We start from the raw sequence: 16,555 nt of genomic DNA on the forward strand, positions 1-16,555 counted from the left end.
GTTATTCATTTTTTTTTACGATCGAGTATTGCATATAATTGTATCATAATATTGATTCTGATTTAGGATTGCTATATATGCCAAAATACGGACGAAATGTGCTATCTGTAGAAGACGAAAGCAGCCTTGACGAAATTTAAAGTCCCATGTTGAATGCGAACGGGAGCATATTGGCAGACAATCGATCGGCCGCGTCGCAGTGGGCGCAAGAAGCTTTAGGGCTTCCCGAAGTTCAAGTACAAGCGCGTTTGCGGGGAAATCACCTGCACGTTTTGTGCGAAGCAGCGCAGTGTCCGTCTCAAGAATTGGTGACGGCGAGATTTACCAACGCCCTCGAACAAACTGATTTAACGCGACTGCTGCCCGATCGACCTAAAATTTACCAGTTGTTTCTGTGCGGCCGCAAAATCGGTTCCCGACAAAATGACTGGACAGTCAGACTCGATTGCAGCAGTCCCAAGCGACAGCCACAGCCACAGCAACCGGAACCAAAAGTTGCCGAAGTGCCGCCGCCAGCGAGTTCCCCCGACGAACCGCCAGCAAGCCCTAAAAGAGGCGGATTTTTCGGCAAATTTAAGAACAACAACCAGAAACTCAAACAGACACCACAACGGATAGAAACAGCAGCCCCCCCGCCGCCAGTACGAGAAGAACTGGATTTTGACGCCGAAAGTCTGCCGATTGCTTCCCGCGTTCAATACCCAGAAGTTTTTGAAACTTCCCCCGTGACGATCGACACTTCGGCTGCTGCGGCGCGGGAAGCTTTTAGTTCCACCGTTCCCCCGCAGCAGAAAGCGAACCGCGGCGCAGTGGCTTTGATTCAATCCCCCGAAGCCGACTCCGGCGAGGGCGATGGCGGTGGAACATTGACGGTTTCGCCAGAAACTTTGGCGCGCCGGGGCTATCCAGATGCGATCGCCAGCTATCTCAGCGAAATCCTCGGGCCGATGGGAGTTTCGGTGAAAGTAAGCATTCGCGAAAAAGAACTCAAAAGCAGCCGAGAAACCCTGCCCGTTAGGGGGCAGGAAAATATCAAGCCCAAGGAACGCCGGCTGCTGGTGCTGTGCGAGTCAGCTTACAGCCCCGACCCCTCATTGCTGGCAGAACCCATCGCCGGCAGGCTGCGGAAACTTCAACTAGAGGATTTCCGGGAAGCAGTGATCGGCAGCCAAGTCAGCGGCGAAGCGAAGCCAGACTGGCTGCTGCGGGTGGATTTGACTTCGCCGGACACAATTCTCAAGGAATGGGCGAGGTGGGGAGACGTACAGTCGATCGCCAAACTGCTCAACCAACACTTGGCAGCATCGAGAGTCGAAGTGCGAGCCACCCTCAAAGAAGCAACCCTCCACCTGTTCTGCAGCAAAACTGCTAAAAAAGGACAAAAGCCTAAACGGCAAGAATATCCCGACAAGCGGCAAACTACCGACGCGATCGCCCCATTGTTAGCCTCCTTCGCGCCCCAAGGCATCCGCGCAGCTACTATCTACGGCGTAGAACCAGCCAGGGACTCTCAGGCGGAGCCAGAGTCGCCTGTGTGGATTGACTGGGTGGACTTGCCTGCCGCCCACCACCCCGACTTAGCTCCGAGCGCTAGAACGCTGGCAGCCGAGGGCGACCAATTGGCTCTGACTTTTTTATTGAACAGGTTGCTCAACCCGAATCTCAGACGCAAGCTGGAAACAGGAGGGATTCGGGCTGTCGTGCTGCACAAAGCCGACGTGCTGCACGTCATGACGGAAGCTCTGGCTTGCCCTTCTCAATCGAAGGTAGGCCCGCCGGTGGCGAAATTTTTGCGGCACTTACAAATTCCCGGAGTGGCAGGAGTGCGAGTCTACGGGCGGCGCGCCGGTCAGAAACTGCCCCTGTGGCGCTACGCAATTGACCTCCCAACGGCGGTTGACGGGGAATCGGCGCCGGCACCCGCACCGGCTGCTTCGCCGCTGGCTGTCTTGGAAAAGGAACCGATGCCGGAGTTTGCGCCGGCCGAGGAGGGGAGTTTTTCGGGTTTGGGGGAGAAGCTTGATGAGCAGGTGCTCAACTCCTGGCGGCCCCGCTTCAAAATCCGACTCCCCGGATACAATCTGGGCGAGCAGTTAGTTCAAGCTGCGGTGCAACCGCTTGTCGCTTCGGGTTTGTTTGTTCCCAACGACGGTTTGTCAACGAATACTGCTGCCCCCGGTGGCGTGAGAGCCGATCGCGCTGCGGGAATGGCTTTGATTTGGGCGATCGCCGGCTGTCTGCTGACTTTAAATACCGATTGGCTCCTAGGTCGATTTCTGCAATCTGCGGCGGTCAGTCAAGCTCCTAGCGCCTCCGAAGTTTGCAGCGGCCCAAATTGTCAAAATTCATCCCCCAAGGCTTTAGGCGACGTTACAGCCCGACTTCCGAACGAAACCCCGAACCCCGTTCCCCCTGCTGGGGAGGAAGCCAATTTGCCTCAAACTCCGCTGCAGCCGTCGCCGGAAGCGAACCGGGAAGAGGTGTTCAACGGCTCTGGCTTTACCAAACCGGGAAATACTAGCCTTCCTGTAGCTGATGTTTCTGCACCTCCGGTGTTCCCCACTTTGAGGAGCGAGCAGCTTGACGATCAGATAGCGCGCTATCAAGAGTACATTCACCTGCACAAAAAACCGCCGGATATTTTAATTGTCGGCAGTTCGAGGGCGCTGCGGGGTATCGACCCGGCGGTTTTGGAAACGGCTTTGGCAGCTTCGGGCTATCCGGGGCTGAGGGCTTACAATTTTGGGGTGAATGGAGCTACTCTCCAGGTTGTAGATTCGATCGTCCGCCGGATTTTGCCGCCGCAGCAACTGCCAAAATTGCTGGTGTTGGCTGACGGGGCGAGGGCTCTCAACAGCGGGCGGCCGGATTTGACTTTTAGCGCGATCGCTTCTTCGGAAGGTTACAGGCAATTGTCCCGGGGTAGTTTTCTGATCCGCACCAATCAATTAGATGCCCAAGAATCGAATCCGAGTGCAAAAAATCCGGTGGCGACTGCCACTGAATTGGTACACAATTTGGGACAAACTCAAGCTAACGTTCAGCAATTGGTGAGTCAAAAGTTGGTGGAGGGTTCTGCAATTTACAAAAAGCGCGATCGGCTCAAAGGGTTTTTGCGATCGCTCGCGAATCCATCAGCCCCTGTTGCAACCGACAGTGCCCAAACCGGAGTCCTGGGCCAACAAACAACTGAAAACGCCCAGCCAATTGCTGGGGGTAAAGAACCCAGCGAGTTTCAACCAAACGGCTTTTTGCCGATCGATATACGCTTCAATCCCGATACTTACTTTCAGAATCACCCGAAAGTATCTGGCTACTACGACTCCGACTATCAAGATTTTAAATTGATAGGCGAACAAGCTGTAGCACTCAAAAATCTGATCGAGTTTACCAAGGTTCGCAACATCAATCTCGTTTTTGTGAATATGCCTCTGACTGAAGATTATTTAGACCCGGTGCGGACTGGTTACGAACAAGAATTCCGGCAATATATGCAAGAATTAGCAGCTCAAAGCGGACTAATTTTCCTAGATAAGAGTTTATTGTGGCCCCAGGCGCGGGAATCTTTTTCCGACCCCAGCCACCTCAACCGTTACGGTGCTGTTGCAGTTTCTAAGCGGTTGGCTCAAGATCCGATGATTCCCTGGCCGGCGAAAAAATAGTTTTGACTTTTGAGTTTTGAGTTATTTTAGAAGTTAAATGATTTAAATCTGCTTGTAGGGCAGGGTTCAGGACTATCTATGATTCTGATTTAACTCACAACTCATGCAAAGCAAAGCGTTGCGGGATCGTCCCGATTTTGTACAAAGCGTTGTTTAGGAGTGCGATGTCATCCCGCACAGCAAAGTCTATAAACCCAGGGGGCATCTAACATAATTTTACGGTTCCTCAGCGGAGTCTTTATGACTGTTCAGTTTGATGAAATTCTTGTCGGGTGGTGTCCCGACCCAAAAATATAACTTAGATCCCCGACAGCTTATCTGTCGTTTGGATATCCCACAACCAACACTCCTGTAAAAGCTCTCATTGGAACTATCCCAGCGTTGCAAGTGCGACGCGGCTATCTCAAAAATATTCTTTCCTGCGGCTGGATACTGAAAATGAAAAAATTGATATTTCCTGAAAATAGTAAAAATACACAGATAAAAAGTGCCAGAAAAAATCTGCCTTTGATATTTTTTATATTATCTTTAGTATTTTTTTGTTTCAGTTTGTATAAAGGTTTATTTTTACCTTTTGCTTTATCATCTGGGCCGCCCAGCAACGAACAAAATAGCGAACAGCAAACTCTGGCACCCTTTGAACAGGTTGTCAAAGACGCGCAAAAGTTAGAGGGACTATTTACCCTTTACCGCGATCGAGCAACTAATAAAGTTTATCTGGAAATTACACAGCAACAACTAAATAAAAAGTTTCTGTGTTTCGTGACACTGGCTTCGGGTTTGGGGGAAGGAGGCATTTTTAGCGGATTGCCGCTCGGCGATTTCTTGTTTCAACTGCGCCGAGTCCAAAATAAGGTGCAGTTTGCGATCCCAAATATCAATTTTCGTACCAGTCCGGGCGACCCGCAAACTGGTTCGGTGGAAAGGGCTTTTAGCGACTCAATTCTATATTCTTTGCCGCTCAAAAGCATTCATCCGCAACGACAAACTCTGTTGATAGATTTAGGGGATTTGCTGATGAGTGAAAAGCGCGACTTACCAGGGTTAAAAGCGATTTTACCGCTGATTTTGGGCGCTTCTTACTCTATCGATGAAGACAAGTCTTCTTTTAAAGATGTTAAAGCGTTTCCGCTCAATGTAGAAATTGCTTCTATTTACGGTTTTTCTAGCGATAATGACAGTGAAGTTAACTATTTACCATCGATTCCTGACAGTCGGGCTTTTAACCTTCGCATTCACTACAGTTTCTCGGAAGTGCCGCTAAATAACGGCTACCGCCCCAGACTTGCCGATGAGCGAGTGGGCTATTTTCTCACAGCATATAAAGACTTTTCTGACAAGAGCAGCCGGGAGCCTTTTGTGCGCTATATCAATCGCTGGAATTTGCAAAAGCAAAACCCGACAGCCCCGATGTCGCCTCCGGTGCAGCCGATCGTCTTTTGGATAGAAAATAATGTGCCTCTGGAATACCGAAACGCTATTCGGGAGGGAGTTTTGGAGTGGAACAAAGCTTTTGAAAAGGCAGGTTTTACTGAGGCAATTCAGGTCAAACAAATGCCGGACAATGCTAAATGGGACCCGGCTGACGTTCGCTACAACACTATTCGCTGGTCGAGTTCTTTTGAGCCTGAGTTTGCCGGCCTCGGGCCCTCTCGCACTAACCCGCTGACCGGAGAAATTTTGGATGCTGACATTCTGTTGGATGCCAATGTTGTACGGCAAATCAAACAGGGCTATCGGTCTTTGGTAGAACAAAATCGCTCGGTATCTAAGAGTTTTGAAGGGCGAAACGGTTCTAATACCAATCCCTGTCAGTTCGGGATGTATTCTCGCTATTTGAATGTGCTAGAAAATGGGGATTTAGGAAAAACCAGCGGGGAAAACGATCGAGGTGGAATTGCTGAGGATTTGCCGACTTTGGTAGAAAGATACCAGCAGCAAAAACGATCGCCTTTATCGCGGTTGATGTCGAGTTCGGATATGTGTTTTGGGTTGGAATCCAGCCGACAGTTTGCGATCGGGGCAATGTCGATGGATCTGTTGGAAAATAAAGCGCCTAGCACTCCGACAATTGACAATTATGTTAATCAATATATTAGATCTTTGACGGCGCACGAAGTCGGTCACACTCTGGGTTTGAGGCACAATTTTCACGGGAGTACGATGCTGCAACCGGAGGATTTGAACAATACTCAGGTAACTCGCACGCAAGGTATGATCGCCTCGGTGATGGATTATGTGCCGATTAATTTGGCACCTGCCGGAACTGTGCAGGGCGACTATTTTCCAACGATTGTAGGGCCTTATGACGATTGGGCGATCGAGTACGGTTACAAGGTGATTGGCGGCCGGGACCCGAACAGCGACTTACCAGCGCTGCAACAAATTGCCAGCCGCGCTGCGGAACCCCAATTAGCTTACGCGCCGGATGAGGATGCTGTTGACATTCTCGATCCCGCTGCGAATACCTTCGATCTCAGCGCTAATATGCTGAGGTATTCGCAATGGCAATTGGATAATGCCAGGACGATGTGGAAGCGTTTGGAAAAGCGAATTCCGGTTGGGGAAGAGGGTTATAACGAACTGCGGGTGATGTTTGATTCGGTGTTCGGGTATTATGTCAACCAGGTGATGAATGCGACTTTGTATGTGGGCGGACAGTCGTTTAATCGGATTCGCCCTGGAGATACTAATGCAAAGTTGCCGTTTGTGCCGATCGAACTTTCTCAGCAGCGAGAAGCTTTAGCAACATTAGAGAAGTACGTTTTTGCCCCGGATGCGTTTAGTTTTGCGCCGGAATTGCTCAACAAATTGGCGCCTTCGCGCTGGGAACACTGGGGAAGTCCGGCTTTGGTGTTTCCTCTAGATTACCCGATCGGCGATCGAATTACTTTTTTGCAGCGGTTTGTATTGCGGGTTTTGCTATCTCCGACGCGGCTGGCGAGGCTGCGGGATGCGGAGTTAAAATCGGCGCCGGAAACTGCTTTGAAGTTGCCGGAAGTGTTGGATACTGTGCAAAAGGATATATGGAAAGAGGTTTTGCAGGCGGACAAGAAGATGCAAATTTCAACTTTTCGGCGTTCTTTGCAGCGGGAACATTTGGCGATTTTGATCGGAATGGTGCTGCGAAAAACCAGTGTTCCAGAGGATGCGCGGAGTTTGGCTTGGTACGAATTGCGGCAGTTGCGGGAGGGTTTGAGCAAGAGTATTCGGAATTTGGATCGGAATACTGATGCTTATACGCGGGCTCATTTGGAGGAAACGCGCGATCGAATTTCTAAAGTTTTGAATTCGCAAATTCAGTCGAATTAATTTGGGGGTTCAGAAACCGGGTTTTTGAGGAAGATATTTCGTTGCCGCCCGCAGATTCGGTAAAAAACCCGGTTTCTAAGAATCTCAGTCAACTTAAAATAATTAAATAAAGAAACCGGGTTTTTGCGTAAGTGCTGGAAGAACCAGGTTTTCGCGCAATATCCATTTTAGTTTCCATCAGAGGGGTAGCTTGGCAATACGATCGACCCATTCCTCTGCACTAGATGCAGCCCAAATCACCAGCAGTTCTTCGATGACAACTTCCATCGGAATTTTTCGGGAAACAATAATGACTCCAGCACTCTGATTCGTAGTGATGAACTCAGCAAATTCGGAGAGCATTGTTTTGCGATCGTGGCTGACGAGAACACGTCTTTGCTGTGCTGCAATTGCCAGCACGTCGGAATCTTTAACGCCTTCTAACCCAGCAGCAAAGGCAGTTTGAAAGTCGATTGTAGATTCTCGTCGCAGTAATCCTGTGACGATCGCCTGATTTAAGTCAGCATCAGCTTGGTAGCGAATATTCAAGATCGCACCTGCTGTCTTGCTGCCTTAGCTACCATCAGTTTGTTGTACAAAGCTGGATCGCTGGTTTGTAGGGGTTGAGGCATGGCATCAAATGCGGCTTCTTCGGTGGCTAGGTAAGCGTCGATTTCAGCGCGGTTGGCTAGATAAAAGGCGATCGCGCCATAAACCTGTTCCAGTGTCAGTAGTGGGAAAGACTGAACAATACTTTCGGGCGATAATCCTTGTTGGAAAGCATAGGCGATCGAGTCAAGAGAAATCCGAGTTCCTTTAACCCAATAGGCATCATTCCGATATTCTATGTAAGTTTTAACTGCTACAACTGCCATAATTTTTTTTAGACTCTAACTACTTCTTATTGTACACGGATTCGAGCGCCACAAGCCTTGAAAAACTAAGAGAGCGATCGCCGATCGATTGACAAAACCTCTGTTATCTCTGACTTTAACCAAGGGGATGGTGGATTGCTATCGTAATCGATCCAATAATTGTATCCCAATTGCTCGTACAGTTCGTCAACTAACAATAAGATGAGGTATTTACTAATTAATTAACAATTCCTCAATCCCCCAATCTAAAATCTAAAATCTAAAATTTAAAATCTAAACTTGTACCTCATCTATCTGAAAAAGGCTATACATTCAAGCCACTACCCAAATCAGATTTAGCGGTCTAAAGTTGCCCATCACCCGCCGCAGATAACCTCTAAACGGTCAGGTGCAAGCGGATTGTTAGTCTGCTTTTAAAAAAGAATGCAACAGTGTTCTTGTCCCCCCCCTTTACAAGGGGGGGCTAGGGGGGGTCGAAGAGTGTTGCACGATTTTAGAGAAATGGTATTCGTCTCCGACAGGCAACTTCCACTTTGGATTAAGCCGGTTGAACGTTTCACGCTGCTGCTTGAGGTCAACTTGCGGCAAGTGCTGCTCTACAAGGTCGAACGTTTCCTCCGAGAGTTGTCGCAACTCATGAGTTCCGCTTGCGGCATCATATTGAAAAACACGCTCCAAACGCGCAAAAAACTCAGGCGGTTTGATGGTCATTGCTTCAACCCAGTAACTTGTCCACTTGAAACCTGGATGATAGATGCGGTTTAGCCCGAACAGCAAGTTGAGAAGCTTTCGCACAATGGTGCACCTGTTTTCATACAGCATCGGAATCTCAAGGCGTTCGGTCAGAACTTGTTGACCATCGAACGGGCGGAAATTCATATGCTTTTGAATCATCGCAATAGCAAGTTCTTCAGGATAAGGAGAAAGCTGAGTTTGCCAATTTTTGATAATATCCTCGCCGTAAAGAACAACGCCGCGTAGAATATGAGAGGCTATGGCTTGCTTCTCAAACACAAGCCCGTTTTGCGACACATCGTAACGCTCAATCACATCCATAATGAAGTTGTCCATCGTATCTCGCGCCAAATGATTTGCTTCGACTTTCATGCCGTATAAGTAGAATTGCTCAAACCATCCCTGTTTTGCTTCCCCATACGGCTGAATTTCCCGCCCTTGGACACCTACCCTTTGTGCTGTGGCTTGTAAATCTTCGGCGGACGGTAGTTCTGACCAGATAAAGCCTAATTCAAGGTCAGAATACTGATCTGAAATACCTAATGCTGCAGAGCCAAATACAAAACACGCTGCAACTTTGGTGGAGTTAGCAATCAAAGCAGGAGCGATTTTGTGAGCCAAAGAAATCCGCCATATGCTATGTTCAGTCATGTTGAGAGTCATATTTTCTCCGCTGAAATAGTGCAGTGCGCAGCAGGCTAACTGATAATTGTATCGCAGTTATTGTCTTGGATTCACTGTGATTCTATCAAACAGAGAAGCAACGGATGCTGGCATTGGTTAAAATTGTCTGAAATCTTTTTCTATAGTTTACTTCATTTATCGCTCGAAATTCACACGGCGATATAATTCTGCGATCGCAACTTCAAGCTCAATACTCTGAAAGATCGTCACCCAAAGCCTGCCTCAATCGACACAACTACTTGCTTCCGGCAAAAACTACCGTAGCGGACGTTGACGAATTCGATCGCCCTCCACCACCCTAAACCGTTCCTGAAATTGCAATTCTTCGGTCTGTAATAAATTTAACAATATTGATGCTGGTTCTTCCGGCGTGTGAGGACGAAACCGCAAATAAATGACACCTCTTGGCGATCGCAGCCGCAAGCGATAAATGAGTTCGTCGTAAGCGCGATCGAACGTCAAAATCACCCGTTCCTCATCCGCATTAACTTGCCTCAGCAAACAGACAGCTTGTCTGTATAACACCGCTATTTCCTTGAATAAAATAAACCACAAAAAGATGTGGGTATCTAGCAGAATCTTCATTTACCCTCGAATGCACTGAGCATATTTTCGGGTAAAGGAGCATCGAAATCATCTGGAACAGTAAACTCGCCTGCACACAAACCAAATGGTCGCAATTTCTTACTGCTAGGAATGGGTCTGAGTTCAGCGCTAGACCGATCTGCTTGTAGGATGATAAAAGTTTCACCGGCTTCTACTCGGCGCAGATACTTTGAAGGATCGCGCTGAATTTCGTCTAATGTCACATTCAACATAAAAATGGCTTAGCCGATAAAGATAGGATGGCGATCGCTCTCAGGATAACTTAAAAATATCTGATGCAAAGCGTGTTTAGAATTCCCTGCCGAATCAGCTTGGTAGCGAATATTCAAGATCGCACCTGCTATCTTGCAGCCTTAGCTGCCATCAGCTTAAGGATTGGCAACGATCTACCAATAGAGGGCATAAACCATCGACGATATCCTCATGTTTGGCTGTGGGTTCACTCAAGGGCATGGCAACTCCATTGACTAGCTCAAATGACCTGCCGGAGTCGTCATCCCAGTTGAGAAATTCCTCGAAGGAAAGGGTTTTTTGGGCGATCGCAACCATTGATATTAACCTTTTGCGTAGGTTGGCTCTCTGTTGTCTGTTTCTAGCTTAACGTGAGGTAGATAGATAGATCGCTTCTGTTCTAGGGTGCGTTAACGAAGTATATTGTAAACTTTGACACCTCTTCTCGGTTTTACTGCCCGCGTCCTGGTTTGCAATCTACGAAACCTCATGCTTCTGTGTCGAGAAAATTAGCGATCGAAATGGCGATCGCCGCTGCGATCGGATATTCAATTTCCGCAACACGCGCGATCGAAGCCGCTTAAATTCGTTCTGGCAAGCGTCTCAAAATGACTTCGGCATCAGCAAGAGAAAGTTGTTCTTGAAGTTTGGCTTGCATGGCATTCACCTTTCATTAATAGGCGAAATAGAGGCGTTTCCTCGGCGATCGTACAAATTCTGATAATCTTGCCAGGTTGCAGGTAAGCGCACTAGAGAACCGGCAGGCAATTGAATTTTTTCGGGTAAGACGAGGGTAAACAAAGTCTAAACTTCCTTTTCCAGCCATTGATTTTAATGATAACAAAACTGGTGTCGGCGATCGCTCCTGGTTTTTAGTCGAAATTTGCGCTACAATAATAAATTGATCTGCCATATGACTTGGGCGGGGGTAGCTAGATGGTTAGCTGGATTCTAGAAGATGGTGTATTTGGCTGCTCTATGGCTCCACTTGCAACGGAGATTCGCAAGCAAGGACACAATGTTAAGATTGTTGACTATACCAGAGGCATAACAGACTATCAACGCTTCTTTCTCCAAACAGAGTGTGTCATCTTCTATGGGTCACTCTATATAGCTGAACAGATTCTCAGTTGGGATTTGTCTTGGACACCAGGAATTATCGGGACTATTGAACATTATCATTGCACAGCCTATTATCCTCATCTTAAACCTTGGCTGTTGAATGCAGGGGGTTATATTTTGCCACTATCAGAGTTGTCTTCCTCTGTGGTTGAAAAGCCTAAATTACTTTTCAATCTTGAGAAGAGCAAACGTTTGTTTATCCGTCCCAACAGTCCACTTAAACCTTTTGCAGGTAGTCTGTATTGTCCTAGAGAAGTGACGGACTTAGACAGTTTTATGAAACGCCATTACCTCGAAGACCCGAACATTTTGGTGGTGGTTGCACCGGAACAGTCAATTGAAGCAGAATGGCGAGTGATTATTGCCCAAGGGCAAATCTTGTGTGCTTCTCAATATCGGCAGATTGAGAAACCTTACTATCAATCCGGAATGCCTGAGATTGTGCGACAAGTAGCCGAAGCGGTGGCGCAACAACAATGGCAGCCTGACCCAATTTGGGTTCTAGATATCTGTTGTTCTGGTAATTTGGCTTACGTTCTAGAGATTAATTTTCTATCGTGTTCAGCCTTGTATCTGTGTGATTTGAGCTTAGTTGTGAGAGAAGCATCAGAGGCGGCCTGGAAGCGGTGGGTCCAGAAGCAGCAAGGGATATAATATTTGGAACCTTGCGATCGAACGTCAAAATTACCCGTTGCTCAATCGATCGAAACTCACACCGCGATATAATTCCTCGATCGCCACTTCCAGCTCAATACTCTCTAACATCACTCGTTCGCCCGCACCATAAACCACCGTTTCCCAACGTTCCCCACTCGCATCTTTCACCCGACGGCGACACTCCACCCACATCCGATCGTGCGCGATTAAAACATACTCTTCTAACGATTCCAACTGTCGATAATCCTCAAATTTATCACCCCGATCAAACTTTTCCGTCGAAGGTGACAGCACCTCAGCAATCAACTGGGGATAGCGCTTCACATAGCGATCGTCACCCAAAGCCTGCCTCAATCCCCACAACTACTTGCTTCCGGCAATAACTACGGTAGGGGGTGTTGACGAATTCGATCGCCCTCCACCACCGTAAACCGTTCCTCAAATTGCAATCCTTTGGTCTGTAATAAATTTAACAATATTGATGCTGGTTCTTCCGGCGTGTGAGGACGAAACCGCAAATAAATGACACCTCTTGGCGATCGCAGCCGCAAGCGATAAATGAGTTCGTCGTAAGCGCGATCGAACGTCAAAATCACCCGTTCCTCATCCGCATTAACTTGCCTCAGCAAACAGTAAAGGCGTGTAAAATACGTCTTCTTTGAGGCACTCCGCCGCGAAAGCAAACACAGCTTGTAGAGATTCAGCATTAAGCGTTGGGTAATTTTCTAGAATTTGTTGCTGCGTCCAACCTTCTGAAAATAGCCCTAGAACGAACTCCACTGATATTCGTGTCCCCTTAATTACAGGCTTGCCAAGCAGAATTTTAGGATTTGAGTGAATGTGTGCTTTCCAGTCCATCACCAGTGCGCCTCTATAGGGTTTTTATCTATTATCAGCATAGTTAAAATTCTAAAATTTATGACCGCAGCAATATCTATTGACATTGGTACGCTGGTTACACGCACTCCCGGACTGCATGGTGGATGTCCCCACATCGTCGGTAAAGGCGTTACGGTGCGCCGGATCGTAACCTGGTACAAGCGAGGATTGAATGCTGAAGAGATTTGCGATCGCATCGGACATCTCACCCTCGCCGAAGTCTAAGCCGCACTCACCTACTATCATGCCAACACCGCAGAAATTGAAACTGATTTGATTAATCAAGCAGCAGAAGCCAAGCGTCTTGAAGCTTTGCACAGCAACTTTGGTAAAGAAGCATGAATGAGATAATAGATGAAGAAACATCATGCTTTATAAACATCTTTCCGATGTTTGCATTGTAATAGGAGAATGATTAGTTCTTCATCGCCGATTTCATAACGAACGCGATAGTCACCGATCCGAATACGGTACTCATTATCAGCACCTTTGAGCTTAACCACCCCATCTGGGCGCGGGTTTTCGGCAAGTTGCAAAATCTTGACAGCGATACGATCGTAGACATCATTGGGCAGGGCATCTAGCTGCTTTTGTACAGCTTTAGGGGTAAGGATAGTGTAAGTCATGTCGATTTATTTGCCCGTTGTGCCATATATCGATCGAAAGTTGTGTAATCTCCAGCTTTGTAATCAGCACGGGCCGCTTCAATTTCGGCAATGTCTTCTGGAGAATCGTCCTCATTCGGGAATAATTCAGCTTCCAAAAATTCCCATATCTTGTATCTTTCAGCAATTCCCAGTGACGAAATAGCTTCCAGCAGTGATTGAAATGAGATGTCTACTTTCACAGTATTCTCAGCCATCAGAACTTTCCTCCACTTTAAATTTTACAATATACCGAGAGCCCCGACTTCTTCAAGAAGCCGGGGTTCTAAAAGCAGACTACATCACAACCGCACTAATCAAAGTTTGCACATTTTGTACAACAGCAGCAGTCAAATTATGAGTCGCAGGCAAACTGTCAACCACTATTCCGGCGCACAAGAGCATCAGGTACAGAATAGAGTATTTGAAGAGCGATCGCGCCACAATCTTATCCTCTGGAGTCTGCAACAGCCACCAAGCTTTTTGGGCAAAAATAGCACCGAGGAAAATAGCTGTTCCCGCATACACCGCGCCCGCTAAATGCAGGGGATAAACTAGCAGCAAAGTTGCAGGAATCATCAATAGCGTGTAAATCCAAATTTGGCGGGCTGTGGCTTCGTCGCCCTCAATTACCGGCAACATCGGGACGCCAACTTCCTTGTATTCATCGCGAATCATCATTGCTAACGCCCAAAAATGCGGCGGTGTCCACAGGAATATAATCCCAAACAGCAGCCACGCACCCCAACTCAAATCTCCCGTCACCGCAGCCCACCCAACTAGCGGGGGAATCGCCCCTGCTGCACCGCCGATAACGATGTTTTGCACGCTGTGGCGCTTCAGCCAGTGGGTGTAAATTAGGACGTAGAAAACGATGCCTGACATTGCTAGCAATGCGGCTAATAAGTTGGCAACAACTGCGAGCAATGTAAAGGATATTGTAGCTAGGGCGATCGCAAATATCAAAGCATCCCGCTTCTTGACACGCCCCGAAGGAATCGGCCGCCACCGGGTGCGCTCCATAATATAATCGATGTCGCTGTCGTAGACACAATTAATCGTATTCGCCGACGCGGAAGCTAAAGCACCTCCAGTAATAGTTGATACCAGCAATAGCGGGTCTACTTCTCCTTTAGCCGCCATCCACATTCCTGCTGAGGTAGTAATTAGCAGCAGTAAAATAATTCTGGGTTTTGTTAGTTGATAGTAACTTTTCACGACTTGCGAAAAGTTTTCGTGGAGGCGGGGCCTCTCGTTAGTAAGGATTTCTTGCATCGGTTGTAAGCTGTTAGTAATTATTTGCGAATTCGTCATTAGTCATTAGGTTGTAGGTGCGGGTTTTACGAGAAATATTTGCTGTAGCTACAAGGATTAATAAACCCGCCCCATCTTACTCTCAAGATGTCGGGTGCGTCAGAACAGAAAAACCTGTTGAAGTCGAAATAATCAATGTCTGACGCACCCTACTTGGCTTTAGTCTTATCTCTCAAGCTGATAAAACTCGATCGCGCCAAGCTAAAACGCTAAAAGCAACCAAGGTGCCCAGCAAAGCAGCACCGACTGCTTGGTGGGCGACAGTCAGCGGTTCTACCTGAAGGTGCAGCCGGAAAGTTGCCAATCCCAGAACTAATTGAGCAATTAGGCAAACACTCGCCCAATTAGCCAGTTTTCGCAAGTTTGGACTCAGTGCAGGCTGCCGCCAAGCCATGATGGTTAGTGCTAAAGTTGCTGCTGTAGCTGGTACTATGCCGGCGATGTGGCTGTTCATTACCGAGCACAATTGTGAGGAGTCCAAACATTGGTGAAGTGCCCATCTAGAGCCTACTAATGCTCCTAGCAAACTTTGCAGGTAAACTAACAATGCTGCGATCGAACTTACCCAAGCTAATTTGCCCGTATTGCCTGTAGCTTCGTAGGGAGTCAGCATGAAACCGATGACTAGCAGCGCGCCAAAAAACAGTAAAGCTGTTCCTAAGTGAGCGGTAACGATGTCAAATCTCAGCAGTTGCGTTACTGTCAAGCCGCCCAATACGCCCTGAAAAACTATTAAAAATACTGCCCCGGCGCTCGCAATCGGCAGCCATTTTGGCAGGCGGCTGCGGTAAAACAAAGATAGTCCTAAAAGTGCGATCGCGCTTAAGCCGATCGCTGCTGCGTCCAAACGGTGAAACCATTCCAGAAATACCTGCAAATTCATTTGCGCTGCGGGTATTAATTGACCGTAGCACAGCGGCCAGTCGGGGCAAGCGAGCCCCGCATTCATGACTCGCGTGGCGCTGCCTACAGCCATTAGCAGCCAGGTTGCGATCGCAATTTTCCACACTAGGCTGCGGATAATATCTTTTGGCTGCCACTGCACTCCTGCTGCTGCGTTTGGCTGATTTAAAACTGAGTTTGCCATGAAATTTACCTTAGCCTTTGTTGTCGATCGAACTTAATTAAATATTGAGGTTTTGCTTTGGCTGAGCTTAGCCGAGCTTAACACTCTTTTTCTCTGACAAACCGTCATTTTTACTACCTTAGCTACACTTTTATCCAATTAGTTTGTCTTTAGAGATTTTTTAACTTTCTTCTTTATATTACAAAAGATTTCCTTTATTTTGTCAAACTTAAAAAAACTTTAATCTTTCCTCGCTCGTGGATTATTAAGAACTCCCCCACTGTAGAGCCTTGAGAAAAAAATAAAGATATAATTAAGAAAAAGAATTTATTATATAATTGTGATATAAGCAGCTTGAAAGTGTTTACAAAAAACTAAACAGTATAAAAAAACCTAGACAATATCATTCGCAACAAACTATATTTAGGTGATTGTTCTACTGCTAGTATGAGTATGACGGCAAATAAAAGGGCAGTCAACAAATTAAGCAAGCTATCAGCCAGCCACTCCTGTGTCCGCGCCTCACAGCCTCGAGTTTCTATCGGCTAAAATTTCCTAAATATCCCAACTCAATTATTGTTTTATATATAGCAATTATTGCAGGAGTTGTAAAATTTTTACCCCACCCCAACCCTCCCCAAGGCATCGGGGAGGGAGTAAGAAATTCACAAATGATGCGAGCGAGGATTGCTATAGTGCCACAGCCTCTCCGACCCACATTCCGCACCCCCAACTGGCACATAGGCAGATGGAGGGGATAAAAGTGAATCATCCGAGATAATAAGTAAC

The 16,555-nt window shown here is 47.3% G+C and carries 19 protein-coding genes; 4 read left to right on the plus strand and 15 right to left on the minus strand.

Annotated elements, in window-relative coordinates:
• Positions 1–146 precede the first annotated feature (146 nt).
• Together QUA80_RS31020 and QUA80_RS31025 are read left to right on the plus strand one after the other, a co-directional pair.
• A complete protein-coding gene (locus QUA80_RS31020; RefSeq protein ID WP_333428779.1) occupies positions 147–3,662 on the plus strand; it encodes a hypothetical protein in 3,516 nt (1,171 codons plus the stop codon).
• Positions 3,663–4,100: 438 nt separating this feature from the next.
• Entirely contained in the window at positions 4,101–6,974 is a 2,874-nt protein-coding gene (locus tag QUA80_RS31025) for a zinc-dependent metalloprotease (RefSeq protein WP_445302311.1), read from the plus strand.
• A 177-nt stretch (positions 6,975–7,151) separates the two neighbouring features.
• Here the strand turns inward: QUA80_RS31025 and QUA80_RS31030 are convergent, their stop codons facing one another.
• From QUA80_RS31030 to QUA80_RS31060, 7 genes are all read right to left on the minus strand, one after another.
• On the minus strand, positions 7,152–7,502 hold the full coding sequence (locus QUA80_RS31030) for a DUF5615 family PIN-like protein (protein WP_333428781.1): 351 nt from the start codon (positions 7,500–7,502) through the stop codon (positions 7,152–7,154).
• Positions 7,499–7,828 (minus strand): DUF433 domain-containing protein, encoded by a 330-nt coding sequence (locus QUA80_RS31035; RefSeq protein ID WP_333428782.1) that lies wholly within the window; start codon positions 7,826–7,828, stop codon positions 7,499–7,501. The genes QUA80_RS31030 and QUA80_RS31035 overlap by 4 nt, the downstream gene beginning before the upstream one ends.
• A 450-nt stretch (positions 7,829–8,278) precedes the next feature.
• Positions 8,279–9,226 carry a DUF4037 domain-containing protein gene (locus QUA80_RS31040; protein ID WP_333428783.1) on the minus strand — a complete coding sequence of 316 codons (948 nt, stop codon included), beginning with the start codon at positions 9,224–9,226 and terminating at the stop codon, positions 8,279–8,281.
• 276 nt (positions 9,227–9,502) lie between these two features.
• Positions 9,503–9,832 carry a DUF5615 family PIN-like protein gene (locus QUA80_RS31045; protein ID WP_333428784.1) on the minus strand — a complete coding sequence of 110 codons (330 nt, stop codon included), beginning with the start codon at positions 9,830–9,832 and terminating at the stop codon, positions 9,503–9,505.
• The gene (locus tag QUA80_RS31050; protein WP_333428785.1) at positions 9,829–10,065 is read right to left on the minus strand and encodes a type II toxin-antitoxin system Phd/YefM family antitoxin; all 237 of its coding nucleotides are present in this window, start codon (positions 10,063–10,065) and stop codon (positions 9,829–9,831) included. Before QUA80_RS31050 ends, QUA80_RS31045 begins: the two co-directional genes overlap by 4 nt.
• A gap of 151 nt (positions 10,066–10,216) precedes the next feature.
• Entirely contained in the window at positions 10,217–10,402 is a 186-nt protein-coding gene (locus tag QUA80_RS31055) for a hypothetical protein (RefSeq protein WP_333428786.1), read from the minus strand.
• Positions 10,403–10,747: 345 nt separating this feature from the next.
• Positions 10,748–10,885 carry a hypothetical protein gene (locus QUA80_RS31060; RefSeq protein WP_333428787.1) on the minus strand — a complete coding sequence of 46 codons (138 nt, stop codon included), beginning with the start codon at positions 10,883–10,885 and terminating at the stop codon, positions 10,748–10,750.
• Between the two features lie 135 nt (positions 10,886–11,020).
• Here QUA80_RS31060 and QUA80_RS31065 point away from each other — a divergent pair, with 135 nt between their 5' ends.
• Positions 11,021–11,860 (plus strand): ATP-grasp domain-containing protein, encoded by an 840-nt coding sequence (locus tag QUA80_RS31065; RefSeq protein WP_333428788.1) that lies wholly within the window; start codon positions 11,021–11,023, stop codon positions 11,858–11,860.
• 30 nt (positions 11,861–11,890) lie between these two features.
• Here the strand turns inward: QUA80_RS31065 and QUA80_RS31070 are convergent, their stop codons facing one another.
• From QUA80_RS31070 to QUA80_RS31080, 3 genes are read right to left on the minus strand one after another with little or no spacing between them, the layout of a single operon-like run.
• Positions 11,891–12,226, minus strand: a complete 336-nt coding sequence (locus QUA80_RS31070) for a Uma2 family endonuclease (protein ID WP_333428789.1) — start codon at positions 12,224–12,226, stop codon at positions 11,891–11,893.
• A gap of 20 nt (positions 12,227–12,246) precedes the next feature.
• On the minus strand, positions 12,247–12,492 hold the full coding sequence (locus tag QUA80_RS31075) for a DUF5615 family PIN-like protein (RefSeq protein ID WP_333428790.1): 246 nt from the start codon (positions 12,490–12,492) through the stop codon (positions 12,247–12,249).
• Positions 12,476–12,721 (minus strand): DUF433 domain-containing protein, encoded by a 246-nt coding sequence (locus QUA80_RS31080; RefSeq protein WP_333428791.1) that lies wholly within the window; start codon positions 12,719–12,721, stop codon positions 12,476–12,478. The genes QUA80_RS31075 and QUA80_RS31080 overlap by 17 nt, the downstream gene beginning before the upstream one ends.
• A 60-nt stretch (positions 12,722–12,781) precedes the next feature.
• On the opposite strand from QUA80_RS31080, the gene QUA80_RS31085 reads away from it, so the two are divergent.
• A complete protein-coding gene (locus QUA80_RS31085) occupies positions 12,782–12,967 on the plus strand; it encodes a DUF433 domain-containing protein (protein ID WP_333428792.1) in 186 nt (61 codons plus the stop codon).
• A gap of 140 nt (positions 12,968–13,107) precedes the next feature.
• On the opposite strand, the gene QUA80_RS31090 is transcribed toward QUA80_RS31085, so the two are convergent.
• The 5 genes from QUA80_RS31090 to QUA80_RS31110 form a co-directional block, all read right to left on the minus strand.
• A complete protein-coding gene (locus QUA80_RS31090; protein WP_333056712.1) occupies positions 13,108–13,368 on the minus strand; it encodes a type II toxin-antitoxin system RelE/ParE family toxin in 261 nt (86 codons plus the stop codon).
• Positions 13,365–13,604 carry a hypothetical protein gene (locus tag QUA80_RS31095; RefSeq protein ID WP_332979695.1) on the minus strand — a complete coding sequence of 80 codons (240 nt, stop codon included), beginning with the start codon at positions 13,602–13,604 and terminating at the stop codon, positions 13,365–13,367. Before QUA80_RS31095 ends, QUA80_RS31090 begins: the two co-directional genes overlap by 4 nt.
• Positions 13,605–13,683: 79 nt before the next feature.
• The gene (locus QUA80_RS31100) at positions 13,684–14,661 is read right to left on the minus strand and encodes a heme o synthase (protein WP_333428795.1); all 978 of its coding nucleotides are present in this window, start codon (positions 14,659–14,661) and stop codon (positions 13,684–13,686) included.
• Between the two features lie 211 nt (positions 14,662–14,872).
• Positions 14,873–15,787 (minus strand): heme A synthase, encoded by a 915-nt coding sequence (locus QUA80_RS31105; protein WP_333428793.1) that lies wholly within the window; start codon positions 15,785–15,787, stop codon positions 14,873–14,875.
• Between the two features lie 517 nt (positions 15,788–16,304).
• Positions 16,305–16,555: hypothetical protein (locus QUA80_RS31110; protein WP_333428794.1), on the minus strand; the 251-nt coding region annotated here is incomplete at its 5' end.

This window comes from Microcoleus sp. F4-D5, assembly GCF_036704885.1.
Classification (GTDB): domain Bacteria; phylum Cyanobacteriota; class Cyanobacteriia; order Cyanobacteriales; family Microcoleaceae; genus Microcoleus.